Below are 22,011 nucleotides of genomic sequence, written 5' to 3'. Positions count from 1 at the left end.
CCCCGACAACAAAAAATGTTGCCAAAGGAATCCAAACCAACCAGACACACGCCTGGCCAGCCCGGGAATCAAACAAAATTGGCACTGGCTTATCAAGCACCCTGTTGAGTTCTCAAAGAACAACCACACACCAGATCCGGCCCCGATAAGGGAACCGCGTCTGGGGCAACCGCTCCAAACTATCCGAGCCGCGCTTCGAGAGCAACCTGAAGGATCAGGAATCTCGTCACAAGCTCGGGCCCACGCCATCGGTCGCCTTTCGGCGTTCGGTGCTGTCGTGGAGAGCCGCAGACCGGCCGATCACTCGAGGTAACCCGCCCGGCTCCTGCCGGCTCCAGAACCTTACCCGGTCGGCTTCGCGATCGCAACCCCATCTTGCAGAGCCGCTCCGCACCGCCCGGTCTCAGCCTCGCATCGATGTGGTCTCCGCGTTGCTGGCGCCCGTTCTCGGCCGGTTTGCCCCGGCCTCCCGCGTGCAGAGAGAAAGTTACGCGGACGCCCCGGATAAGGCAAATCAGCCTCCGTCGATGCCGCCGATGCGGCCTCGGAGGGGCCCTACGAGCACCGGCTGTCCCCCGCGTACGGCTGCGGGGTTCGACCCGGCCCGAGTGCCCCCCGGAACCAGCTCTCGGCGGACTGTCTCCGCGCCGACGACCACGACGCGTTCCGGCGTGCCATTGTGTCTGGCATGGATGACGTGTCCCGGCCCGTAAGCCCGGTCCTCGCCGAGGACGCGCTGCTCGGCCTCCTGTTACCGATCTGGCAACTGGTCATCGGGGCTTTCGTGGTCTTCGCGGTGCTCGTCTCGATCCGCCGCCTGGCCCAGCGTGGCCCGTCCCGCATGAGCACCGCTCTGCTGATCACCGCCGCCGCCATCGCCGGCTTCGCTCTGGTCGGCGTACTGCTCCAGGGTTAACCGCGTCAGAGCCGCCGGTTCGCCAGGCTCGGCAACTCGGCGCGGATACGGTCCAGGCAGTCCAGGTCGATGTCCGCCACCGCGAGCCCCGGGCCGTCGGGCACCTGGGACAGGACCGTCCCCCACGGGTCGATCACCATGCTCCGTCCGTAACAGGTACGGCCGGGATCGTGGTCACCGGTCTGCCCGGCTGCCGCTACGAAGCACTGGTTCTCGATGGCACGGGCCCGCAGCAGCACCTCCCAGTGATCCCGCCCGGTATGCATCATGAAGGCCGCCGGGACCACCAGCAGCTGCGCGGCGCCGGTGGTGGCCAACTGCCGGTAAAGCTCCGGAAAACGCAGGTCGTAGCAGATGGACAAGCCCACCCGGAGCCCTTCGACATCCACCACGACCGGCTGGTCACCGGGAGCGACGGTTGCCGACTCCCGGTAGGAGACGCGACCGGGGATCTCCACGTCGTACAAATGGATCTTGCGATAGGTGGCGGCGAGCGTGCCGGAGCGGTCGAAGACCAGCGTGGTGTTCCAGGTGCGGTTCGGGTCTGGTCCGGCCTCGTGGAAGGAGCCGGCGATCAGCCAGACGCCCCGTCGACGGGCGGCGGCGGCGAAGAAGGAACCCACCCGGCCGTCCACGGACTCCGGCACCGGCATCCCCGCACCGGGGCCGAGATAGTCGACGTACTCCGGGAGCAGCACCAGGTCGGCACCGGCCTCGGCGGCACGATCGATCAGGGCCTCCGCGGCGGCGAGATTCGCCTCTCGGTCGTCGCGGGAGTTCAGCTGGCAGACAGCGACGCGCATGGCTGCCAGCGTACGGGGCGACTGCCGTCGGCCGCAGTGTCGAGACCTGGGATCAGGCGGACTTCTCCTCGCGCTCACGCCGAGCCCGACGACCCGTGAACTCACGCGGAACGATTGTCGGGTTCACGTTCTCCAGCACGGCCTCCCGCGTGATCAACACGCGTGCGGCGTCGGGGTTGCTGGGCACCTCGTACATCACGGAGAGCAGCACCTCCTCCATGATGGCCCGCAGCCCGCGAGCACCCGTCCCACGGAGCATGGCCTGGTCGGCGATGGCTTCGAGGGCAGGCCGCTCGAACTCCAACTCGACGCCGTCGAGCTCGAACAGGCGTTGGTACTGCCGCACGAGTGCGTTACGCGGCTCGGTGAGGATGCGCACCAACGCGCCGCGGTCCAGGCTCCGGACGCTCGTGATCACCGGAAGTCGGCCGATGAACTCGGGGATCAGCCCGAACTTGAGCATGTCCTCCGGCATCACCTGGCTGAAGATGTCGTCGGTGGAGCGGTCGGAAACGGCCCGGAGCCGGGCACCGAAGCCGGTGCCACCGTGCCCGGTACGCGCCTCGATGATCTGATCCAGACCAGCGAAGGCCCCACCACAGATGAACAGCACGTTGGTGGTGTCGATCTGGATGAACTCCTGGTGGGGGTGCTTACGACCGCCCTGCGGGGGCACGTTCGCGACGGTGCCCTCGAGCATCTTCAGCAGCGCCTGCTGGACACCCTCACCCGAGACGTCCCGGGTGATCGACGGGTTCTCCGACTTGCGGGCGATCTTGTCGACCTCGTCGATGTAGATGATGCCGGTCTCGGCCCGCTTGATGTCGTAGTCCGCAGCCTGGATCAGCTTGAGGAGGATGTTCTCCACGTCCTCGCCGACGTAGCCGGCCTCGGTGAGCGCCGTGGCATCGGCGATCGCGAAGGGCACGTTCAACATCCGGGCCAGGGTCTGCGCCAGGTGGGTCTTGCCGCACCCGGTCGGGCCCAGCAGCAGGATGTTCGACTTGGCCAGCTCGACACCGTCGTTGCCGGAACCCGGCGCGCCGGCCGCCTCGGCCTGGATCCGCTTGTAGTGGTTGTAGACCGCGACGGCGAGCGCCTTCTTGGCCTGCTCCTGCCCCACGACGTAGTTGTCGAGGAACTGGCAGATCTCTATCGGCTTGGGAAGCTCTTCCCACTTCACCTCGCCGGACTCGGCCAGCTCCTCTTCGATGATCTCGTTACAGAGATCGATGCACTCGTCACAGATGTAGACCCCGGGGCCCGCGATGAGCTTCTTGACCTGCTTCTGCGACTTCCCGCAGAAGGAGCATTTCAGTAGGTCGCCGCCGTCACCGATCCGTGCCACCTACGTTCTCCCTGCACTCATCGGCCGGAACCCCGGCCACGACCTGCGGACGCTGACGCTCCGCCCGTCTCTTACCCACCCGCCGGTCGCCCGGCGAAGCGGTACGGACCCGACGTTACCCGCTGCCGGAGGTTTCTCCGACCCCCAAAACGGGTGTGTCAGAGGTCGGCCGGCAACGAGCCCGACCGACCTCTGACCCGGTGCCGGTCAGCTCGCCGCGTTCGCGGCCAGCAAACCCTTCTTACGACTGGTGAGGATCGTATCGACCAGCCCGTACTCGCGGGCCTCCTCAGCCGTCATGATCTTGTCGCGGTCGATGTCCTTGCGCACCAGCTCGACCGGGCGGTTGCAGTGCCGGGAGAGCATCTCCTCCAGCTGCGTACGCATCCGCAGGATCTCCTTGGCCTGGATCTCGATGTCCGACCCCTGGCCGTAGCCACCCTCGGTGGCCGGCTGGTGGATGATGATGCGCGAGTTCGGCAGCGCCATCCGCTTGCCCGGCGTGCCCGCCGAGAGCAGCACAGCGGCCGCCGAGGCGGCCTGGCCGAGGCAGACCGTCATGATGTCCGGCCGGACGTACTGCATCGTGTCGTAGATCGCCGTCATCGCGGTGAACGAGCCACCCGGCGAGTTGATGTACATGATGATGTCCCGGTCGGGGTCCGTCCCCTCCAGGGTGAGCAGCTGGGCCATCACGTCGTTGGCCGACGCGTCGTCCACCTGCACGCCGAGGAAGATGATGCGGTCCTCGAAGAGCTTGTTGTACGGGTTGGACTCCTTGACCCCGTACGACGTCCGCTCGACGAACGACGGCAGAACATAGCGGTTGTGCACGGCCGCGAACTGGGGCGGCAGGCTCAGGTCGGTCATCGTCTGCTCCTCGATCAGCTCAGGGTCCCGGCGCCCTCGGGAACCTGGGCGGCCCCCGTGATCACCTTGTCGATGAAGCCGTAGTCGACGGCCTCCTGGGCGGTGAACCAGCGGTCCCGGTCCGAGTCCGCCTCGATCTGCGCCGGCTGCTGACCGGTGTGGAAGGCGACGCGCTCCTGGAACATCCGCTTGGTGTACAGCATCTGCTCGGCCTGGATCGCGATGTCGGCGGCGGTGCCGCCCATCCCACCCGAGGGCTGGTGCATCATGATCCGAGCGTGCGGGAGGGCGTAACGCTTGCCCTTCGTACCCGCGCAGAGCAGCAGCTGGCCCATTGACGCGGCCATGCCCATCGCCACGGTCGACACGTCGTTGTCGATGAACTGCATCGTGTCGTAGATGGCCATGCCGGAGTAGACCGAGCCACCAGGCGAGTTGATCCAGAGATTGATGTCGCGGTCCGGGTCCTCCGCGGCGAGCAGCAGCAGCTGCGCGCAGATGCGGTTGGCGACCTGGTCGGTCACCTCGCTGCCCAGGAAGACGATCCGCTCCTTGAGCAACCGGTTGTAGACCGAGTCGTCGAGGTTGCCAATGGTGTCGCCGCCGCGGGCATCAACTGCCCGAATTGGCGTCGCTGGGATGTGCATGTCGGTCATGGCAGCCCTTCGCTCTCCGTACCGTCGTGTCCGACACTAACCGCTGGGCCGGTCGCCATACGCCCGGTCCGGGCACTGTTCGCTCTCAGCGCAGCAAGGCGGAAGACGTACCCGGAAAAGGGATCGGGCCACCACCCACCATGACCGGCGGACGGTGGCCCCACCCAACGATCAGTGCTCGTGCGAGTGCTCCTGCTCGCTCGCCTCACGCAGCGCGTCCAAGGAGACCACGTTGCCGGCCGAATCCTTGATCGTGATGCGCTCCATCACCGAGGCCAGCGCCTTGCCCCGCCGGACATCGCCGTAGACCGCGCCAGCGGTGCCGGAGCGGACAAGCTGGTCGTAGTACTGCTGGGGGGCCATGCCGGCACGCTGGGCCCGGTGGACGATCTCGTGACCGAACTCGTCGTCGGACACCTGCACGTCCTCGGCGTCGGCGAGAGTGTCCAGCAGCAGCTGCACTTTGACGCCCTGGGTGGCGGCTTCGCTCAGCTCGGCGTCGATCTGCTCCTCGGTCTTCTCCTCGGCGGCGAGGTAGTCCTCCATCGAAGCGCCGATGCGCTCCAGCTGGTCGACCATCGCCTGCTTGCGGCTCTCCACCTCGTCGCGGATCACACCTTCCGGCGCCGGCACCTCGGCAGCCTCGACGAGCTGCTCCAGCGCCTTGTCCCGAGCCGCGTAGATCTGCTCGACCCGCTTGCCCCGGCTGACCCGCTCGCGCAGGTCCGCCCGCAGCTCCTCCATGGTGTCGAACTCGCTGGCGAGCTGGGCGAACTCGTCGTTCAGCTCGGGCAGCTCCTTCTCCTTGACCGTACGCACGGTCACCTGCACCTCAGCGTCACGGCCGGCGAAGTCGCCGCCGACCAGCTGGGTGGTGAAGGTGGTCTCCTCGCCGGCGGACAGGCCCACGACCGCCTCGTCGAGCCCCGGCAGGAGCTGCTTGCTGCCCACCTCGTGCGAGATGTTGCTGGCCGAGCCGCCCGGCACCTCCTCGCCGTCGACGGTCGCCCGCAGGTCGATCTGCACGTAGTCGCCCTCGGCCGCAGGACGCTCGACGGTCTTCAGGGTGGCGAAGCGCTCACGCAGGCTGTTCACCTGCTCGTCGATCTCGTTGTCGCCGACCTGCAGCTCGTCGACGGTGACCTCGATCGAGCTGAGGTCCGGCACGGTGATCTCCGGCCGGACGTCGACCTCGGCGGTGAAGTTCAGCGAGTCACCGTCGTTGAACTCGGTGATCTCGACCTCGGGACGCCCCAGCGTCTTCAGGTCGTGCTCACGCACGGCGGTGAGGATGTTCTGCGGGATCGCCTCCTGCACCGCCTCATTGAGCACGGTGCCCCGGCCGACCCGCTGGTCGATGATCGCAGGCGGCACCTTCCCCTTACGGAAGCCGGGGATCTGGATCTGCTGACCGATCTCCCGGTACGCCTTCTTGAGGCTCGGCTCGAGCTCGACGAACGGCACCTCGATGGCGAGCCGCACGCGCGTCGGGCTCAGAGTCTCGACGGTGCTCTTCACAGGCGTACTCCTTGACGGATCTCGGTTGAGTCTGGGCGCACTTTCGGCCCATCGAGTGTAGGCGAGCCGCCACGGCGGACCAGCAGCACCCGGGGCCGACAGCGGGCGTGCCCGATGTGCCGGTCGTCCAGGTGCCGCCGTCCGGTGCTTGCGGCAGTCGGGGTGGCGGGATTTGAACCCACGGCCCCTCGCTCCCAAAGCGAGTGCGCTACCAAGCTGCGCCACACCCCGTGGCGACGAGCAGTCTATGCCGTCCCTCCGACATCAGGTTGCCGGGGAGTCACCCAACGCGCCGAACGAGGAGAACCAGGCATCCGAGCAGCAGACAGCGGGCGGCGGTTGCCCGGATGGCGCTGCCAGCACGGCGGCGACAACCCGGATGTTGCGGGCATCGGCGCGGCACGGGGATACGGCCGCGCGCCCGCCGCGGGTATTGGGTAGGCTGTCGGGCGCACCCGGTCCTCCGGGCGTACGCGGGCGTAGCTCAATGGCAGAGCTTCAGTCTTCCAAACTGACGGTGCGGGTTCGATTCCCGTCGCCCGCTCCACACCCTCCGGCCCAGGTCAACGGCACAATCGCCGACCCTGGGCCGTCCGCGTTTCAGCTCTCTTTGATCTCTTGCGCCAGTAGCACCGGCTGTGACGACCTACGAGGCGGCGATATGATCATGGATGTCTTGCTTGCCGGCGCCGCTGTGGCCTTGGTCGGATGCGCTGCCTGGGTGGCCGTCCGGAGCCGACGCGTGTCAACCGTTCGGCTGTTCGGACGGACCCTGCGTTACCCCCGGCTGTGGGCAGCAGGGGCAGCATGCATGGGCTTCTACGTTCTCGTGGGGCTCGGAACCCTCACGGAGGTAGCGCCCAGCGGTTGGCGCACTCCGAGCCGGTGGACCGGTGCCGTGCTGTTGCTGGCCGGATTGACCCTCATGGTCACCTACGGGGTCCTTGAGCATCGGGCCCGACGTCGGGTTGGTCGTGACCAGCACGTCCGCCCGTGACGAGCGCCAGCCTGGCCGACCACCGTCGATGCCGGGGCGATCGCTGCGGCACCGCCGGACCGACTACCAGTCACGCCAGCGGTCGGTGATCTCCCACCGTTTGAGCCCGCTGCCGGCTGCCACAGCGGCGACGTCGACGCCCGCGTCGGTGAGTGCCGCGTCGATGTAGTCGCACAGTTCCTCGCGCTCCCCCGTCTCGTAACCGGAGCCACCGTGGCGCTCGTCGACGCCGTTGAGCGCGACAACCACCCGCTCGACCTCGGCGAGCACGGCGACGTCCGACCTGACGTCGATCAGCGTGAGGGCCCGCTCGAAGTCATCCAGCGCGGCGTCGGTCGCGGCGATGAGTGAATCCGGGAAGAGTCGCACTGCCCAGGCGTCGCACTCGTCGAGCGTCCCAGCACGGAGTTGCGCGGTCTGCTCGTCAAGGTGGCGACGCCACTCGACCGTTGGTCGGTCAGCCATGGCCAGCAGAATGCCATGACCGTACGACACCTCATCGAGAAGAAGAGCACTGTCGTGAGCCGGGTCAGGATCCGTCGCCCAGGACGATATCCACGCCCGGTCCGTTCCACGGAGTGGTTGTCCGGCGTGCGCTGGCGCGTACCCGTCATCGGTATTCGCCCCGAGCCCGGGTGGGCTACGAGCTGCTGCTACCGGAACTCGCCGCCGGCGCGTTGCCCACCACCCCGCAGGCCCAGGCCGCCAAGGCCCTGATCAACAAGCTGACCGATGACGAGTGCGACCGTGTCGTGAACTTCGCCCAGGTCGAGGAGTTGGCGCGCGGCCGCCTGGTTCCTCCACGGTGTATCCGCTGCTGACCAGGCGACGTCGGCTCAGCGTGCCGCGTGTTCGGCGCGGGCGGGGGCGCCCACCTCGTGCAGGTGACGCAACGCCTGCCGGTAGGAGTCGATGAGGCCGGTCTGTTCGTAGGCCACCCCGATCTCGGCGCAGTACGCCTGCACGATGGGTTGGGCCTTGCGCAGGTTGGGCGTCGGCATGCCGGGGAACAGGTGGTGTTCGATCTGGTAGTTCAGGCCGCCGAGCGCCACGTCGGTCAGCCAGTTGCCGTGGACGTTGCGGGAGGTCAGCACCTGCTTGCGCAGGAAGTCCTCGTCGCCGGTCGGGTGCGGCATGCCCTTGTGGTTGGGCGCGAAGGTCAGGCCTAGGTAGACGCCGAACACGGCCTGGTGCAGCAGGAGGAAGGCGACCGCCTGAAGCGGTCTGAGGACCACCAGGAGTGCGGTGAGGTAGCCGACGGCATGCAGCACCAGCAGGGCGCTCTCGGTGCCGCGTCGCCGCACCGTGCCGTCGCGCAGGGCTTTGACGCTGGACACCTTCAGGCTGACGGCGAGCAGCGTCAGCAGCGGGAAGAACAGCGCGGCCTGGTGCCGGGTGATGAAGCCCTTCAACCCGCGTCGGCCGGTTGCCGCCTCGGCTGCCCAGATGAGCACCTCGGGGGCCACGTCGGGGTCGAGGTCGTCGTGGTTGGGGTTGTTGTGGTGGCGGGTGTGCTTGTCCATCCACCAGCCGTAGCTCATCCCGACGCCGAGGTTTCCGGCGATGAGTCCGGCGAGTTCACTGGGTCGTTTGGTGCGGAACACCTGCCGGTGCGCCAGGTCGTGCGCCACCAGCGCCACCTGGGCGAACGTGACCGCGAGGAACACGGCCGTGAACATCTGCCACCAGGAGGAGCCGATGGCGAGGAAGGCCGCCCAGCCACCGAGGTACATGACCGCGACGACACCCAGGCGGAGGGCGTAGTAGGCGGGCCGACGCCGCATCAGTCCCGCGGCGACGATCCGGCGGGAGAGTACGGCGAAGTCGCTGCCGGTCGTGGTGATGGTAGTCATGGCTTCAGCCAAGCGCCCTCGGCCTACATCGTCAGGAGCGCTATCCCCCGCTGTAGAGGTGGTGCTGGCACCACCGACGAACGCGGTCACCGTGGGCAGAATGTGACGGGTGGATGTGGTCGGAGCTGGTGACCGGATGCCCCCGTGGGTCCGTCGAGGGCTGCACTCGGTGCTGGCCGGGGTGGCCGCGATCGGTCTGGCCCTCACGAACGGTCCGCTGCTGGTGCTGTCGATCGTCGCGTTGGTGCTGGTTCCGGTGCCCTTCCTGGGCATGGCGCTGGTGTCGTGGACGACGACGCTGGTCAGGAAACGCGCCGATCTTGAGCGGCGGCTCGCCGCCCGGTCGGGTGTGCCGGTGGCTCGTCCGTACCATCCGCCTCCGGAGCGGGCCGTGCCCGGCGGTTGGCGACGCTTCCGGTGGACGGTGACCGACCCGGCCACCTGGCGGGATCTCGCCTGGCTGGTGCCGGGGGCCGTCGTCGCGATCGTCCTCGGCGCGATCGCGTTGGCCATACCGCTGTACGGGCTGATGGGGCTGACGCTGACCCCGTTGTGGATCTGGCTGGGGACCGGCTGGTACGGCTACGGCACCGTCTGGTCCGTCGACACGTCCGGTGAGGCACTGCTCTGCCTGCCGCAGGGTGCCGCCATCCTGGCCGTCGGCCTGTGGGTAGCGCCGTGGCTGCGACGCGTCGACGCCTCCTTCGCGCGGCTTCTCCTCGCGCCCACCCGGGCCGCCGAACTCCGGATGCGCGTCACCCAGCTGACGGTCACGCGCGCCGGCACGGTGGACGCTCAGGCCGCCGAGTTGCGCCGCATCGAGCGGGACCTGCACGACGGCATCCAGGCCCGGCTCGTCTCGCTGGGCATGATGATCGGCCTCGCCGACGAAATGATCGACCGGGATCCGACCGCGGCGCACGCGATGCTCAATGAGGCGCGTGCGGCGAGCGGTACGGCGTTGGTCGAGCTGCGGCATCTCGTACGCGGCATTCACCCGCCCGTCCTGGCGGAACGTGGCCTGGAGGGCGCGGTGCGTGCCTTGGCGCTCAGCCTTCCCGTGGCGGTCACCGTCGACGCGGACCTACCCGGCCGGCTCGACACTCCGGTCGAGTCGGCGGCGTACTTCGCCGTGGCGGAGACCCTGACCAACGTGGTGCGGCACAGTCGCGCGCAGCACGCGTGGGTGTCGCTGCGCCACGGGCAGGGACGGCTGGTGCTGGTGGTGACCGACGACGGTGCCGGTGGTGCCGATGCCGCCGCCGGCACCGGCCTGCGCGGTATCGAGCGTCGCCTCGCCGCCTTCGATGGCACGATGGCGCTGTCGAGCCCGCCCGGCGGGCCCACCGTCGTCACCATGGAGCTACCGTGCGCGTTGTCATCGCCGAAGACCACGCACTCCTTCGTGACGGACTGACCCGGCTGTTGCAGGCGTTCGACTTCGACGTCGTCGCGTCCGTCGACAATGGTCCGGCTCTGCTGCCCGCCCTGGTCACGCACCGGCCCGAGGTGGCGGTGATCGACGTCCGTCTCCCACCGACCTTCACCGACGAGGGTCTACAGGCCGCGATCGCCGCCCGGACCCGGATACCCGGGCTGCCGATCCTCGTGCTCTCCCAGCACGTCGAGCCGTTGTACGCGCGTGAGCTGCTCAGCACGCCGCAGGGCGGGGTGGGTTACCTGCTCAAGGATCGCGTCTCCCACGTCGGCGAGTTCGTCGACGCCGTCCGCCGGGTCGCCGCGGGCGGCAGCGCCATGGATCCCGAGGTGATCGCCCAACTGCTCGCCCGCCGGGAGCCGCTGGCGGTGCTCACCGCCCGGGAGCGGGAGGTGCTCGGTGAGATGGCCGAGGGGCGCTCCAACGCCGCCATCGCCACCAAGCTCCGCATCACCGAGAAGGCGGTGAGCAAGCACATCAACAACATCTTCACCAAGCTCGACATGCCGCCCTCCGACGACGACAACCGTCGGGTGCTGGCCGTGCTGGCGTATCTCGACGCCTGATCGACGGCGCCCCCGGGCCGCCCGAGGAAGGGCAGCAACGGGGGATGAATCACGTCGGGCTGGGTATGAAGCCCGCGGTCCTGGTGGAGTGACGACCTCGGTCGCGGTGCCACGCGACCATTCCCGGGCGGACCGGCCGACGGGTCGGTCCGCCCGGCGTCGCCACCGGGGTGGCCGACCCGTCGGGCCGCGCCCCGCTCGCGGGGCGGTGGACCTCAGGTGGTCAGCCAGTTCCAGGCGTCCATGACCCACTGCGTCTGTTGCAGGTACGCGACACCGAGACCGGTCAGGAAGACCGCCGTGACCAGGTGCGCGCCACGGGCGGTGCGCCGCACCCGGCCCAGCTGCCGTTCCAGCACCACCCGGCCGAGCAGCCTGGCCAGGGTGAACAGACCCGCCGCGACCAGCATGCTCAACACGAAGATCACCACCGGTCCGACGAGGTCGCCGCCGCCGGAGATCGCCCAGATCCCCCAGCACACGAACGCGAACAGCGCCCCGGCGGCACTCCACTCACCGCCGCGCTTCAGGCGGGCCACGTGCCAGCTCAACGGCCTGCGCGGCTCCGGTTCGCCGGGCCAGCCGGTGCCGGTCGGCGTGTGCTCCACCGTCGGGAACGGTTCGGTACGCGGTGCCCGCGCACCGACCTGCGCCACCCCACGGCGGTACGGGTCGCGCTGCGGCGGCACCCCGTCAACGGGCTGCGGCGGCACCTCGACGGTTCGCTCCGCCCACGGCTGCGTCTGCTCGGCCATGTCGTCCCCTCCCCTGTCACCGGCGGCGCCCCCGGACGCCGCTGGAGACTTCGAGGGTAGCCAGCCCGCAAATCGGTCGCCCGACCCACACCGATCGGCTAGACACGAGCGGTGACCATCTCCACCCTGCCCATCGAGGCTGCCCGCGCCGAGGACTACGACGAGGTCGGTCGTTTCCTCGCCGCTGTCTTCCATCAGAATGTCGAGCCCGAGGTTCACGAGGCCGAACGCGCGATCTTCGAACCGGAGCGGGCCCTGCTGGTGCGCGACGGATCAGAATTGGTGGCCAGCGCTGCGGCGTACACCCGGGACCTGGGCGTACCCGGCGGGGCGGTTCCTGCGGCGCACGTCACCCTGGTGGCGGTCGCGCCCACGCACCGTCGACGGGGCCTGCTCACCGCGATGATGCACCGCCAACTACGTCAGATTCACGACAGCAGCCGGGAACCGATCGCGGTCCTCTGGGCCAGCGAGGGCCGGATCTATCCGCGCTTCGGCTACGGCCTGGCCGCGCAACGGTTCCACGTCTCCGGCGAGACGACCGAACTGCGGCTGCCGGCCCCGATGCCGGACGAGGGCCGGCTGCGCCTGGATTCGCCCGCCGACCGACAGGCCGACCTGGCCCGGGTGTACGACGCGGTCCGCGCCGATCGTCCCGGCTGGTCCTCGCGCGACGACCGCTGGTGGCGGTACGTGCTGGTCGACCCGGAGGCCCACCGTGGCGGTGCCACCGCGCGACGGGTGGTGCTGCACGAGGGGCCCGACGGGGTCGACGGGTACGGCCTGTTCCGCACCAAGTCCGACTGGGCCGACGCCGGTCCGAACAGCCTCGTCACGGTCGACGAGGTGGTGGCGAGCACCCCGGCCGGGTACCGGGCGATCTGGCGGATGCTGCTCTCGCTCGACCTGACCCGTCGGCTGTCCTGGATGCGGGCCGCCGTGGACGAGCCGCTGCTGCGGCTGGTCAACGAACCGCGGCGGCTCGATTTCCGGCTGGTCGACGCGCTGTGGGTACGGGTGGTGGACGTGCCGGGCGCACTCGCCGCCCGGCGCTACGCCGCCGACGTCGACGTGGTCATCGAGGTGACCGACGAGCTGCTGCCGGAGAACACCGGTCGCTGGCGGCTGCGTGGCGGGCCGACCGGGGCCAGCTGCACCCCGGCGAGCGGACCGGCCGACCTGGCCTGCGACGTACGCTGCCTCGGTGAGCTGTTCCTCGGTGGCGTGACACCGGTCGCGCTTGCCGATGCCGGGCGGTTGCGCGAGCTACGCCCCGGCGCGCTCGCCGCCGCCAGCCCCGCCTTCGGCTGGCACCGTTCCCCCTCCGCCATGGAGGTCTTCTGACGGTGTCACCGCCGGTCGATCGTGCAGCAGTGGCGGATGGTGCGGTTTGCCACGACCACAACTGCATGATCGACCGGGCGAAGGTACGGTCGGGGGGTGGCGGACGGCGGGGAACGGCGGCGACGGCGACACCGGCATCACGGCGCCCAGGGTGGCGCGGGCGACGGTGCGGCGGCAGCCACCACGGCCGGGGTGCACGACGGTGCCGAGGCCCCACGTGGGCGACGTAACGGCGCTCCCGAGGAGAGTGAGCGCGGGCTGCGTGGGCTGGTCGGATCCGGCTCGTCGCAGGTGAGCGTGACCGCCGCGATGCGGGCCCGGGACGCCGCCCGACCCACCGACGAGGATCTCGCCGAGGCGGCGGAGCGGGTCGTGATCGTCCGCCGCAACTGGACCCCGCGCGACGAACTTCCCCGCCGCTGAGGCGCCTCTGTCCGGGCCGGGTGGTCGCACCTCGGCGGCCACCCGAACCCGGATCAGGCGTGCTGGTCGGGGCCTCGTGGATCAGGGCAGGTCGGGCAGCTGCCCGGTGCGCTCGTAGTCGGCGACCTGGGCGATCCGACGGGCGTGCCGCTCGCTGCCCGAGAACGCCGTGGTCAGGAACGCCTCGACGATGGCGGTGGCCTCGTCGAGGGTGTGCTGGCGGGCACCGACGGCGACCACGTTGGCGTCGTTGTGCTGCCGACCCAGCTGGGCGGTCTCGACGCTCCACGCCAGCGCCGCCCGCACCCCCGCCACCTTGTTCGCGGCGATCTGCTCGCCGTTGCCCGAGCCGCCGATGACCACACCCAGACTGCCCGGATCAGCCACCACGCGGGTGCCGGCGTGCAGGCAGAAGGCCGGATAGTCGTCCTCGGGGTCGTAGGCGTGCGGGCCGACGTCGACCACCTCGTAGCCCTGCTTGGCCAGGTGGTTGGCCAGGTGCACCTTCAACTCGAAACCGGCGTGATCGGATCCCAGGTAGACGCGCATACCGCGCAGTCTGTCAGGCCCGTCCCACCGCGTACCGCCGGGGCGGCGCCGGTGAGACGGGCCGGACGGTTCAGGAGCGCTCGGGCAACTCGGCGACCACCAGGCCGCCGCGTGCCTTCGGGGTGAACCAGGTGCTCTTGCGGGGCATCTTCTGCCGGGCCAGGTTGACCGCGACGAAATCCTCGACGGTCACCGGGGCGATGAGGATGGCTAGTTCGGCCCGACCGGCCTCGACCTCGCCGGTGAGCCAGCTCGCCGGGTAGTCACCGCCGACGTAGGTGATCCGCTTGTCGCCCGGATCCAGACCGAGGGCGTCCCGCAGCAGCAGCCGCTCGACCAGGGCGTGGTCGAGGTTCTCCAGGCGGCTGTCACCGGTGTGCGGCAGCGTCACCGCGTACGCCTGGTCGGGAAGCTGGAGCACGACGGTGCCGCCGGTCGCCGGGACCTCGGCCGGACCGTCGAGGGCCGCGATCTGCGCGCCAGCGGCGGCCAGCCGCTCCAGCAGCTCTCCCGGCGTGGTGGTCAGCTCGCTGACCAGGCGGTTGTACGGCTGGATGGCCACCGACGCGGGGGTGGTGACGACCGCCAGGAACCGGGACATGCCACCGATCTGCGCGGCCAGGCTGCGGTGGTTGCCGTCGGCGACCACCAACTCGCCACCACCGGCCAGGGCGGTCAGCTCGTCCTGTTGCGGGCCGGGGCCGACCAGCCAGATGGCGTGGGTACGCCCGGCCTGGTCGGTGTCGGTGGCGGCGGGCGCCCCGGCCGCCTCGGTGGCCGCCGCGAGCGCGGCGTGCAGCTCGTCGCCACGGCCGGTCTGCAGCAGCAGTACGGGTGAGAGCAGGTGGCCCAACGCCTCGGCCAGCGCGACCCGCTCACGCACCTTCGCGATGAAGACGTCCTCGTTGCGGATGACCAGGCCGGGCTCGTCGGCATTGGTGGAGATCTGGTCGGTGTCGACCAGGGCGAACAGGCCGTAGGCGGTCTCCTCGCCCGGCGCGCTGATGCGGTACAGCACCACCACCTGTTCGGCCGGGGTGTAGCTGCCGTCGGCCTTCGCCTCCGCGAGTCGGCTCACCGCGTCCGGCAGGGCGTCGGCGAACGACTTGCCGAGGCTCTCCGGGGCCTTGTGCGGCATCTCGATGCCGAGGGCGCTGTGCGGATTCGCCTCGATGATCGCGGTGATCTCCGCGTCGTCGGCGAACTCGTCGTAGTTCTGGGCGCCGGTACCACCGGTGGTGATCCAGGCTCGGGTGATCGGGTGCACGACCGTCATGACCGTTGACGCTACCGGCGGCCGGTCGGGGCCCGCCGCCGGACCCACCCGTAGCCCACCAGGTGAAAGCGTGCCTGCTCGACGCCCGCCAGTGCGCAGGCGCCCCGGTCACCGCCCGGGGTCCACCGCCCGCCGATGCCGGCCCCCGGACGCGGGCACCACGACCGGACGGCCCGTGGAGATCGGTCGCGGGCCCTGGTTACGGACCTGCCGACCCGGCGGCGTGAGCCGGGAGGTCACCGGCACCCGGGCGACCCCCACCACGGTCGGCCTGCCCAACACCCCGGACGAGTTCGGGGACCGGTCCCGGCGGGCGGGCGGGGTGTCCCCCCACAGCCCCGGCTGCGGGCTGGGCACCCGCTCCGTCGGCTCCTCCCCCGGCGTCGACCAACGCGCGGGCCGCTCCTGTCGGGGGGCCGGCCAGCTCAGCCGCGCCGCCGCTACGGCACCGCCGGGGCGCTCCTCACGAGTCCAGGGATCGTCGGCCGGGGCACGGTGTCTGGCCATCTGGCGCCTCCACGAGCTGACGGGCTGCGGCCAGCGGGCACGGGTGCCGCCCGCCGGTTTCGCCGCGGACACCCGGTCAAACGAACCCAGGAAGGCACCGGTGACGCCTGGCCGGCCCGGAGCGCGGCGTCGGCGACACCGGTCAGTCGAAGATCGGCTCCAGGTCGCGGCTGCGCTTGAGTTCGAAGAAGCCGGGGGTGCCGGCGACGAGCAGGACACCGTCCCAGAGACGACCGGCGGCCTCGCCCTTGGGTGCCGGGGTGATCACCGGCCCGAAGAAGGCGACCTGCCGGCCGTCGGGCCCGGGAGCGTGGATGACCGGAGTGCCGACGTCGGTGCCGACCGGCCGCATCCCCGCCTCGTGGCTGGCCCGCAGCGGCGCGTCGAGGTCGTGGTCCCCGGCCACCTCGGCCAGCGCCGGATCCAGGCCGGCATCGGTCAGGGCGGCGACGTACAGCTCCGGTCCGAGCGACTCCTTGCCGAGGTGGATGCGAGCACCCAGGGCGGTGTAGAGCGCCCGCACCGCGTCGGCGCCGTGTCGCTCCTGCACGGCGACGCAGACCCGCACCGGACCCCATGCTTGACGCATCGACTCCCGGTAGTCGTCGGACAGTTCCCGGCCCTCGTTGAGGACCGACAGGCTCATCACGTGGAAGCGGACGTCGACGGGGCGAACCCGTTCCACCTCCAGCAGCCACCGGGATGTCAGCCACGCCCAGGGGCAGATCGGGTCGAACCACATGTCTACGGTGACGCGCTCGTTCACGACGGGGTCCCTTTCGCGCTGGTGACGCCGGGTGCACCGGCGTACTTCCGATCTTGCTCCCGTTTCACCGCCCTTACCCAGGATCGACCCGTGACCTCGCCCACCACTACCTACCCGTACATGGAAGACTCAGGCCCGGACCGGCCGTCACGAGCGGTCGACGGACCATGCGACCGTGACGGACGGCGTTAGTGGGATGGAGACGAACAGTGCCGGGAGTGCGCAACCTGACGCAGGTCGAGGCGACCGAGCGGGCCCGCCTGCTCGACGTGACCGGGTACGACATCAATCTGGACCTGTCCAGTGCCGTTCACGCCGCCGACGGTCGTACCTTCCGGTCGACCACAGAAGTGCGGTTCCGCTGCGCAGAACCGGGTGCCAGCACCTTCATCGAGGTAGCGGCCGAATCGGTCCGCTCGGCGACGCTCAACGGCGACCCGGTGGACCTGACCGACTTCTCCGCCGAGAAGGGGCTCACGCTCACCGGCCTGGCCGGCGAGAACACGCTGATCGTCGACGCGGACTTCGCGTTCTCCAACTCGGGGCAGGGGCTGCACCGGTCAGTCGACCCGGTCGACGGTGAGACCTACCTCTACAGCCAGTTCGAGACGGCCGACGCGCAGCGGGTCTTCGCCTGCTTCGACCAGCCGGACCTGAAGAGCGTCTACACCTGGCACGCCACCGTTCCGGAGCACTGGAAGGTGATCTCCAACATGCCGGTGGAGCGTGAGGAGCCGGCGGGCGAGGGCCACAAGACCCTACACTTCGCCACCTCGGCCCGGATGAGCACCTACATCACCGCGCTGTGCGCCGGGCCGTACCACGAGGTCAGGTACACCCACGACGGCATCGACCTGGGTTACTTCTGCCGGGCGAGCATGGCCCAGTACCTCGACTCCGACGAGCTGAACCTGGTCACCACGCAGGGCTTCGACTTCTTCCACGAGCAGTTCGGGGTGCGTTACCCGCTGCCCAAGTACGACCAGCTGTGGGTGCCGGACTTCAACGCCGGTGCGATGGAGAACTTCGGCTGCGTGACCCACGCCGAGTCGCACTACCTGTTCCGCTCCCAGGTCACCGACTTCGAGTACGAGCAGCGGGCCAACACCGTGCTGCACGAGCTGGCGCACATGTGGTTCGGCAACCTGGTCACCATGCGCTGGTGGAACGACCTGTGGTTGAACGAGTCGTTCGCCGAGTGGGCCAGCCACTGGTGCAACACGCACGCCACCCGCTTCACCGAGGCGTGGACGACCTTCCTGTCCATCCGGAAGAACTGGGGCTACCGGCAGGACCAGCTCTCCTCCACCCACCCGGTCTACTGCGAGATGCCCGACCTGGAGGCCGTCGAGGTCAACTTCGACGGCATCACGTACGCCAAGGGCGCCAGCGTGCTCAAGCAGCTGGTCGCCTACGTCGGCGAGGAGGCGTTCCTGGCCGGTCTACGCGCCTACTTCGCCCGGCACGCCTGGGGCAACGCCACCTTCGACGACCTGCTGTCCGAGTTGGAGACCGCCTCCGGCCGCAAGTTGACCACATTCGCCTCCCAGTGGCTGGAGACCGCGCAGGTCAACACCCTGCGTCCCGAGCTGACCATCGGCGCGGACGGCGCGTACCAGCAGGTGCTGGTCCGTCAGGAGGCACCGGAGGGCCACCCGACCCTGCGTACGCACCGGATCGGGGTGGGTCTCTACGACCTCCGCGACGGTCGGTTGGTGCGCCGTGAACGGTACGAGGTCGACGTCGACGGCGAGCTGACCGAGCTGACCGAACTCACCGGCGTGCCCGCCGCCGACGTGCTGCTGCTCAACGACGACGACCTCAGCTACACCAAGCTGCGGTTGGACGAGCGGTCGATGTCGACGGTGGTGCAGCACATCGCCGGTCTGGAGTCGTCGCTGGCCCGAGCACTGTGCTGGACGGCCGCCTGGGACATGACCCGCGACGCCGAACTGGCCACCCGCGACTACGTCGCCCTGGTGCTGGCCGGGTTGCCCGCGGAGACGGACATCAACCTGGTCACCGCGACGCTGCGCCAGGTCAGCAGCGCCCTGACCTTCTACGCCGAGCGGGACTGGGCGCCCACCGGCTGGGCCGACCTGGCCCGCACCGCGAAGACCGCGCTCGCCGCGGCCGAGCCGGGCAGCGGCTTCCAGCTGGCCTGGGCCCGCGCGTACGTCTCGGCGGCCCGGTCCGACGAGGACCTGGCCGTGCTGCGCGGCTGGTTGGAGGGCACCCAGGTGACCCCCGGGCTGACCATCGACACCGAGCTGCGGTGGAGCGTGTTGCAGGCGCTGGTGGCCAACGGCGTGGCCGGCCCGGCGGAGATCGAGGCGGAGCTGGCCCGGGACAAGACCTCCAGCGGTGAACGGGAGGCCGCCTACGCGCACGCGCTGGTGCCGACCGAGGCCAACAAGGCCGCCGTGTGGGCCCAGTTGACCGGCCCGGAGGCGTTGCCGAACTGGCGGCACCGGGCACTGTTGCAGGGCTTCAGCCACCCCACGCAGGTGGAGCTGGTGACGCCCTACCGGGACCGGTACTTCGCCTCGGTCGGGCAGGTCTGGGCGACCCGGGACAGCGAGCCGGCGCAGGAGTTCGCCATGCTCATGTACCCCGCGTACCTGGTGGAGGAGGAGACCGTCGCGGCCACCGACGCCTGGCTGGCGCAGGAGGGCCACCCGGGCCCGCTGCGGCGGCTGGTCGCCGAGGGCCGCGACGGCGTGGTCCGGGCGCTCGCCGCACAGGCCTGCGACGCCCGGGCGGCCTGACCGCACGCAGACCTCGAAGCCGGCGTGGGTAGGAGCCCACGCCGGCTTCGCTGCCTGGCCACGGTGAGAATGGGCGCGTGATCCTGGGCACGCAAAAGCCCGGCCGCACGCGAGGCGGGCCGGGCTTTTGTCGTAGAGGTCGGGCTCAGCCCTTGCCGGCGTAGCGGGAGAGCTGGTCGAGGCCCTGGATGATGCCGCCGGCGAGGTCGCCGCCACCGAACGCGGCCACCATCGACAAGGCGGCGATCTTGGCGTACGTGTCCGGGACGCGCTTGCGGGCGTACCGACCGGTGACGATCTCCAGCTGCCGCTGGTTTGGCGAGATCGCGATCAGCACCGACCGGTCGGGCTCGGCGAGCTGCCGGTGCAACCGCTCGGCGTGCTCCCGGATCGGCTCGTCGAGGCCACCCACGTAGACGGAGAAGACCAGGCCGGTGGTCCGGTCGGCCAGCCGCAGCGCCTCGTCGATGCGCAGCAGCTGGCGGGTCGAGAACGGCCCGTCGAGCACGTCGGGCGGGGTGTCCGTCCCGGCCGCGTGCTGCTTCTCACCAACGGTCACTTGCGCCTCCGGTTCCACCGGTCGGTGCTTCGGCGCCGACCTGTCCCTGCGTGCTGCTGGTCAGCGCGGGCGCCTGTGCCCCCACCGACAGCGAGGTGCCCGCGGAGTCGGCCAACTCCTCTGGCCGCCCGAGGAACCACACCGGCGTGAAGCTGAACGGTCGGCCAGGCCGGTAACGCTTGGCACCGCCACCACCGTGGCCCTGGCTACCCGCGTAGACAAGGCCGGTGATCACCAGCACGATGGCTGCCGGGATGCCGACGAAGACCAGCAACGTGTCGGTTACAGACAATCCCAACGCCCCCAGGCGGAAAGAGAGACCTTTGATCGAATCGGGTGGCCGATCATCGTGGTGACCTCCCGACTCCGCTGTCATTCACGTTAGCGGAGCCGACGCTCCGCCAGACTGCGGGGTGCCGATCCCACCCGCCACTGGAGGACTCCAGTTGCGCAGCGGTCGCGATCAGTCTCGCATCGTCACCGTAGTGACCGGTGAGCAGCACGCCGACCGGCAGCCCTTCGGCGGTCACACCGACCGGCAACGAAACGGAGGGTTGGCCGGTGACGTTGAACACCGCGCAGTACGGGGAGAAGCGGCGTTGCCGGTCGAAGTCCTCCGCCGGGGTGCGTCCCTGGGTGAACCAGCCGACCGGCACCTGTGGCGCCGCGAGGGTCGGGCAGAGCAGCAGATCGCACCCGGCGGTGCGGCGGACACCGAGGCGTACCTGCGCCTGGATCTCGCCGAGGGTCGCGGTGAGGGTGCCGGCGGAGATCTCGGCGGCCTGGGTCCGCAGGAACCGGGTCAGGGGCAGCAGTTCGGACTCCCGCTGCGGCGGCACCGGGGTGAGCGCGAGGACGTACCAGACGATCTCGAACAGCGGCCACACCTGCGGGCCGAGCGGTGCCGACACCTCGACGACCTCGTGCCCGGCGGCGGCGAGCAGCGCGGCGGCCCGGTCCACCGCCCCGACGCAGTCCGGGTGGACCGGTTCGTCGGCGAGCATCGGGGTGGTGAACCGGCCGACCCGCAACCTGCCCGGCTCGGCGGCGCGGGCGGCGGCGAGATAGCCGCCCGGCGGCGGTGCCGGCGGCAGGTACGGCTCGCCGGGCACCGGCTCGGCCAGCACGTCCAGCAGCGCGGCCACGTCGGCGACGGTGCGGCCGAGCGGTCCATGGGTCGGCAGGCCGAAGGCACCGAAGCCGAGCGGACCACCGGAGACCAGTCCCCGGCTGGGCTTGTAGCCGATCAGCCCGCACAGCGACGCGGGGATCCGCAGGGAGCCGCCCCCGTCGGAGCCCTGTGCCACCGGCACCAGGCCCGCCGCCACGGCCGCCGCCGCGCCACCGCTCGATCCACCGGCGGTGTTGGCCAACGCCCACGGATTGCGGGCCGGCGGTGCCACCAGGGTCTCCGAGTACAGCGAGCAGCCCAGCTCAGAGGTGGTGGTCTTGCCGAGACTGACCATCCCCGCGGCCCGCATGAAGCGCACCACGTCGGCGTCGACGGGCGGCACGAAGTCGACGAAGGCGGCCGAGCCGAAGGTGGTGCGGACACCGGCCGTCAGGGTCAGATCCTTGATCGCCGTCGGCACCCCGTGCAGTGGTCCACGCTGGTCCGCCGGCACCGCGTCGGCGGCCCGGGCGGCATCACGGGCCAACTGCGCGGTGACGGTGACGAAGGCACCGACCGTGTCGCCGAGCGCGTCCACCCGCCGCAGGTGATGCTCGACCAGTTCCAGGCTGGACAGCTCGCCACGGGCGATCGCGGCGGCCTGCTCCAGCGCGGTCAGATCGTGCGGCTCGGCCATGCCGCCATCCTGCCCGCTCCGGCCGCGCCACGCCGCCTCGACACGGGTGTCAGCACCTCAGGAGAGAGTTCCCGGTGGGGACACCCACTCCGAGCGTGCTCCACCCACCTCCGCCAACAGGTCGAAGTCCCGGTCGTAGTGGAAGGTCGATCTCTCCGCCTCCATCCCGCTCGCCGCGCTCGGCGACCATCCGGAGCGCAGCATGGACGGCGTCCTTCTTGCTCTTGGTACCCAATTCACGACGGGCCCGCTCGAGCAGCTCATCATCAAGGTCGATGACCGTCTTCACGG

At 70.1% G+C, this 22,011-nt stretch carries 23 protein-coding genes, 2 tRNA genes and 1 pseudogene; 8 read left to right on the top strand and 18 right to left on the bottom strand.

Features of this window, described 5'->3' with window-relative positions:
- Positions 1–688 precede the first annotated feature (688 nt).
- Entirely contained in the window at positions 689–916 is a 228-nt protein-coding gene (locus ACLQ2S_RS20315) for a hypothetical protein (protein ID WP_155220881.1), read from the top strand.
- 5 nt (positions 917–921) lie between these two features.
- On the opposite strand, the gene ACLQ2S_RS20310 is transcribed toward ACLQ2S_RS20315, so the two are convergent.
- The 6 genes from ACLQ2S_RS20310 to ACLQ2S_RS20285 form a co-directional block, all read right to left on the bottom strand.
- Positions 922–1,719 (bottom strand): carbon-nitrogen hydrolase family protein, encoded by a 798-nt coding sequence (locus ACLQ2S_RS20310; RefSeq protein ID WP_425702312.1) that lies wholly within the window; start codon positions 1,717–1,719, stop codon positions 922–924.
- Between the two features lie 52 nt (positions 1,720–1,771).
- The gene (gene clpX, locus ACLQ2S_RS20305; RefSeq protein WP_309223653.1) at positions 1,772–3,067 is read right to left on the bottom strand and encodes an ATP-dependent Clp protease ATP-binding subunit ClpX; all 1,296 of its coding nucleotides are present in this window, start codon (positions 3,065–3,067) and stop codon (positions 1,772–1,774) included.
- A 207-nt stretch (positions 3,068–3,274) separates the two neighbouring features.
- Complete coding sequence (locus ACLQ2S_RS20300) at positions 3,275–3,937, bottom strand: ATP-dependent Clp protease proteolytic subunit (RefSeq protein WP_425702311.1); 663 nt, start codon at positions 3,935–3,937, stop codon at positions 3,275–3,277.
- 14 nt (positions 3,938–3,951) lie between these two features.
- Complete coding sequence (locus tag ACLQ2S_RS20295) at positions 3,952–4,593, bottom strand: ClpP family protease (RefSeq protein ID WP_425702310.1); 642 nt, start codon at positions 4,591–4,593, stop codon at positions 3,952–3,954.
- A 171-nt stretch (positions 4,594–4,764) separates the two neighbouring features.
- Positions 4,765–6,111 carry a trigger factor gene (gene tig, locus ACLQ2S_RS20290; protein WP_196222591.1) on the bottom strand — a complete coding sequence of 449 codons (1,347 nt, stop codon included), beginning with the start codon at positions 6,109–6,111 and terminating at the stop codon, positions 4,765–4,767.
- Positions 6,112–6,268: 157 nt separating this feature from the next.
- Positions 6,269–6,342: transfer RNA gene (locus tag ACLQ2S_RS20285), tRNA-Pro, on the bottom strand.
- 242 nt (positions 6,343–6,584) lie between these two features.
- Here ACLQ2S_RS20285 and ACLQ2S_RS20280 point away from each other — a divergent pair.
- A tRNA-Gly gene (locus ACLQ2S_RS20280) sits at positions 6,585–6,658 on the top strand.
- A gap of 513 nt (positions 6,659–7,171) precedes the next feature.
- On the opposite strand, the gene ACLQ2S_RS20275 is transcribed toward ACLQ2S_RS20280, so the two are convergent.
- Complete coding sequence (locus ACLQ2S_RS20275) at positions 7,172–7,573, bottom strand: hypothetical protein (RefSeq protein ID WP_155220889.1); 402 nt, start codon at positions 7,571–7,573, stop codon at positions 7,172–7,174.
- Positions 7,574–7,686: 113 nt separating this feature from the next.
- On the opposite strand from ACLQ2S_RS20275, the gene ACLQ2S_RS20270 reads away from it, so the two are divergent.
- Positions 7,687–7,929, top strand: coding sequence for a hypothetical protein (locus tag ACLQ2S_RS20270; protein ID WP_230462800.1), 243 nt, complete (start codon positions 7,687–7,689; stop codon positions 7,927–7,929).
- A gap of 15 nt (positions 7,930–7,944) precedes the next feature.
- On the opposite strand, the gene ACLQ2S_RS20265 is transcribed toward ACLQ2S_RS20270, so the two are convergent.
- Entirely contained in the window at positions 7,945–8,961 is a 1,017-nt protein-coding gene (locus ACLQ2S_RS20265; protein WP_155220892.1) for a fatty acid desaturase family protein, read from the bottom strand.
- Positions 8,962–9,070: 109 nt separating this feature from the next.
- On the opposite strand from ACLQ2S_RS20265, the gene ACLQ2S_RS20260 reads away from it, so the two are divergent.
- Both ACLQ2S_RS20260 and ACLQ2S_RS20255 read left to right on the top strand, forming a co-directional pair.
- Positions 9,071–10,378, top strand: coding sequence for a sensor histidine kinase (locus ACLQ2S_RS20260; RefSeq protein WP_309223654.1), 1,308 nt, complete (start codon positions 9,071–9,073; stop codon positions 10,376–10,378).
- Positions 10,330–10,965 (top strand): response regulator transcription factor, encoded by a 636-nt coding sequence (locus tag ACLQ2S_RS20255; protein ID WP_309223655.1) that lies wholly within the window; start codon positions 10,330–10,332, stop codon positions 10,963–10,965. Before ACLQ2S_RS20260 ends, ACLQ2S_RS20255 begins: the two co-directional genes overlap by 49 nt.
- 215 nt (positions 10,966–11,180) lie before the next feature.
- Here ACLQ2S_RS20255 and ACLQ2S_RS20250 read toward each other — a convergent pair whose 3' ends face one another.
- Complete coding sequence (locus ACLQ2S_RS20250) at positions 11,181–11,720, bottom strand: hypothetical protein (RefSeq protein WP_155220893.1); 540 nt, start codon at positions 11,718–11,720, stop codon at positions 11,181–11,183.
- A 111-nt stretch (positions 11,721–11,831) separates the two neighbouring features.
- Here ACLQ2S_RS20250 and ACLQ2S_RS20245 point away from each other — a divergent pair, with 111 nt between their 5' ends.
- Both ACLQ2S_RS20245 and ACLQ2S_RS20240 read left to right on the top strand, forming a co-directional pair.
- The gene (locus tag ACLQ2S_RS20245) at positions 11,832–13,064 is read left to right on the top strand and encodes a GNAT family N-acetyltransferase (protein ID WP_425702309.1); all 1,233 of its coding nucleotides are present in this window, start codon (positions 11,832–11,834) and stop codon (positions 13,062–13,064) included.
- A 96-nt stretch (positions 13,065–13,160) separates the two neighbouring features.
- Positions 13,161–13,487: a hypothetical protein gene (locus ACLQ2S_RS20240; protein WP_425702308.1), complete on the top strand. Its 327-nt coding sequence runs from the start codon at positions 13,161–13,163 to the stop codon at positions 13,485–13,487.
- Positions 13,488–13,568: 81 nt separating this feature from the next.
- On the opposite strand, the gene ACLQ2S_RS20235 is transcribed toward ACLQ2S_RS20240, so the two are convergent.
- The 4 genes from ACLQ2S_RS20235 to ACLQ2S_RS20220 form a co-directional block, all read right to left on the bottom strand.
- On the bottom strand, positions 13,569–14,036 hold the full coding sequence (locus tag ACLQ2S_RS20235) for a ribose-5-phosphate isomerase (protein ID WP_155220894.1): 468 nt from the start codon (positions 14,034–14,036) through the stop codon (positions 13,569–13,571).
- 70 nt (positions 14,037–14,106) lie between these two features.
- Positions 14,107–15,312, bottom strand: a complete 1,206-nt coding sequence (locus tag ACLQ2S_RS20230; RefSeq protein WP_425702307.1) for a DUF1015 family protein — start codon at positions 15,310–15,312, stop codon at positions 14,107–14,109.
- Between the two features lie 108 nt (positions 15,313–15,420).
- Positions 15,421–15,819 (bottom strand): hypothetical protein, encoded by a 399-nt coding sequence (locus tag ACLQ2S_RS20225; RefSeq protein WP_425702306.1) that lies wholly within the window; start codon positions 15,817–15,819, stop codon positions 15,421–15,423.
- Positions 15,820–15,961: 142 nt separating this feature from the next.
- The gene (locus ACLQ2S_RS20220) at positions 15,962–16,585 is read right to left on the bottom strand and encodes a disulfide bond formation protein DsbA (RefSeq protein ID WP_425702305.1); all 624 of its coding nucleotides are present in this window, start codon (positions 16,583–16,585) and stop codon (positions 15,962–15,964) included.
- Positions 16,586–16,803: 218 nt separating this feature from the next.
- Between ACLQ2S_RS20220 and pepN the strand changes: the two genes are divergently transcribed.
- Complete coding sequence (pepN, locus tag ACLQ2S_RS20215; RefSeq protein WP_425702304.1) at positions 16,804–19,353, top strand: aminopeptidase N; 2,550 nt, start codon at positions 16,804–16,806, stop codon at positions 19,351–19,353.
- 145 nt (positions 19,354–19,498) lie between these two features.
- Here pepN and ACLQ2S_RS20210 read toward each other — a convergent pair whose 3' ends face one another.
- The 5 genes and pseudogenes from ACLQ2S_RS20210 to ACLQ2S_RS20190 all read right to left on the bottom strand — a co-directional run.
- Positions 19,499–19,912 (bottom strand): DUF5130 family protein, encoded by a 414-nt coding sequence (locus tag ACLQ2S_RS20210; RefSeq protein WP_425702303.1) that lies wholly within the window; start codon positions 19,910–19,912, stop codon positions 19,499–19,501.
- On the bottom strand, positions 19,899–20,186 hold the full coding sequence (locus ACLQ2S_RS20205; RefSeq protein WP_155221016.1) for an aa3-type cytochrome oxidase subunit CtaJ: 288 nt from the start codon (positions 20,184–20,186) through the stop codon (positions 19,899–19,901). The genes ACLQ2S_RS20210 and ACLQ2S_RS20205 overlap by 14 nt, the downstream gene beginning before the upstream one ends.
- A gap of 70 nt (positions 20,187–20,256) precedes the next feature.
- Positions 20,257–21,720, bottom strand: coding sequence for an amidase (locus ACLQ2S_RS20200; RefSeq protein WP_425702302.1), 1,464 nt, complete (start codon positions 21,718–21,720; stop codon positions 20,257–20,259).
- A 57-nt stretch (positions 21,721–21,777) separates the two neighbouring features.
- Positions 21,778–21,924, bottom strand: coding sequence for a hypothetical protein (locus ACLQ2S_RS20195; RefSeq protein ID WP_425702318.1), 147 nt, complete (start codon positions 21,922–21,924; stop codon positions 21,778–21,780).
- Positions 21,925–21,943: 19 nt separating this feature from the next.
- Positions 21,944–22,009 (bottom strand): annotated as a pseudogene (locus ACLQ2S_RS20190) (hypothetical protein); the annotation flags it as partial.
- Positions 22,010–22,011 lie beyond the last annotated feature (2 nt).

The organism is Micromonospora sp. DT48 (assembly GCF_049844495.1).
Lineage (GTDB): Bacteria > Actinomycetota > Actinomycetes > Mycobacteriales > Micromonosporaceae > Micromonospora.
This window is presented reverse-complemented; position numbering and strand designations above follow the sequence as displayed.

Bases quoted from the DNA above. Each gene is read 5' to 3' on its own strand.
- ACLQ2S_RS20200 (WP_425702302.1), bottom strand. From the start codon at position 21,720: ATGGCCGAGCCGCACGATCTGACCGCGCTGGAGCAGGCCGCCGCGATC.
- ACLQ2S_RS20265 (WP_155220892.1), bottom strand. From the start codon at position 8,961: ATGACTACCATCACCACGACCGGCAGCGACTTCGCCGTACTCTCCCGC.
- ACLQ2S_RS20310 (WP_425702312.1), bottom strand. From the start codon at position 1,719: ATGCGCGTCGCTGTCTGCCAGCTGAACTCCCGCGACGACCGAGAGGCG.
- ACLQ2S_RS20195 (WP_425702318.1), bottom strand. From the start codon at position 21,924: ATGCTGCGCTCCGGATGGTCGCCGAGCGCGGCGAGCGGGATGGAGGCG.
- ACLQ2S_RS20235 (WP_155220894.1), bottom strand. From the start codon at position 14,036: ATGCGCGTCTACCTGGGATCCGATCACGCCGGTTTCGAGTTGAAGGTG.
- ACLQ2S_RS20315 (WP_155220881.1), top strand. From the start codon at position 689: ATGGATGACGTGTCCCGGCCCGTAAGCCCGGTCCTCGCCGAGGACGCG.
- ACLQ2S_RS20225 (WP_425702306.1), bottom strand. From the start codon at position 15,819: ATGGCCAGACACCGTGCCCCGGCCGACGATCCCTGGACTCGTGAGGAG.
- ACLQ2S_RS20300 (WP_425702311.1), bottom strand. From the start codon at position 3,937: ATGACCGACCTGAGCCTGCCGCCCCAGTTCGCGGCCGTGCACAACCGC.
- ACLQ2S_RS20230 (WP_425702307.1), bottom strand. From the start codon at position 15,312: ATGACGGTCGTGCACCCGATCACCCGAGCCTGGATCACCACCGGTGGT.
- ACLQ2S_RS20250 (WP_155220893.1), bottom strand. From the start codon at position 11,720: ATGGCCGAGCAGACGCAGCCGTGGGCGGAGCGAACCGTCGAGGTGCCG.
- ACLQ2S_RS20295 (WP_425702310.1), bottom strand. From the start codon at position 4,593: ATGACCGACATGCACATCCCAGCGACGCCAATTCGGGCAGTTGATGCC.
- ACLQ2S_RS20275 (WP_155220889.1), bottom strand. From the start codon at position 7,573: ATGGCTGACCGACCAACGGTCGAGTGGCGTCGCCACCTTGACGAGCAG.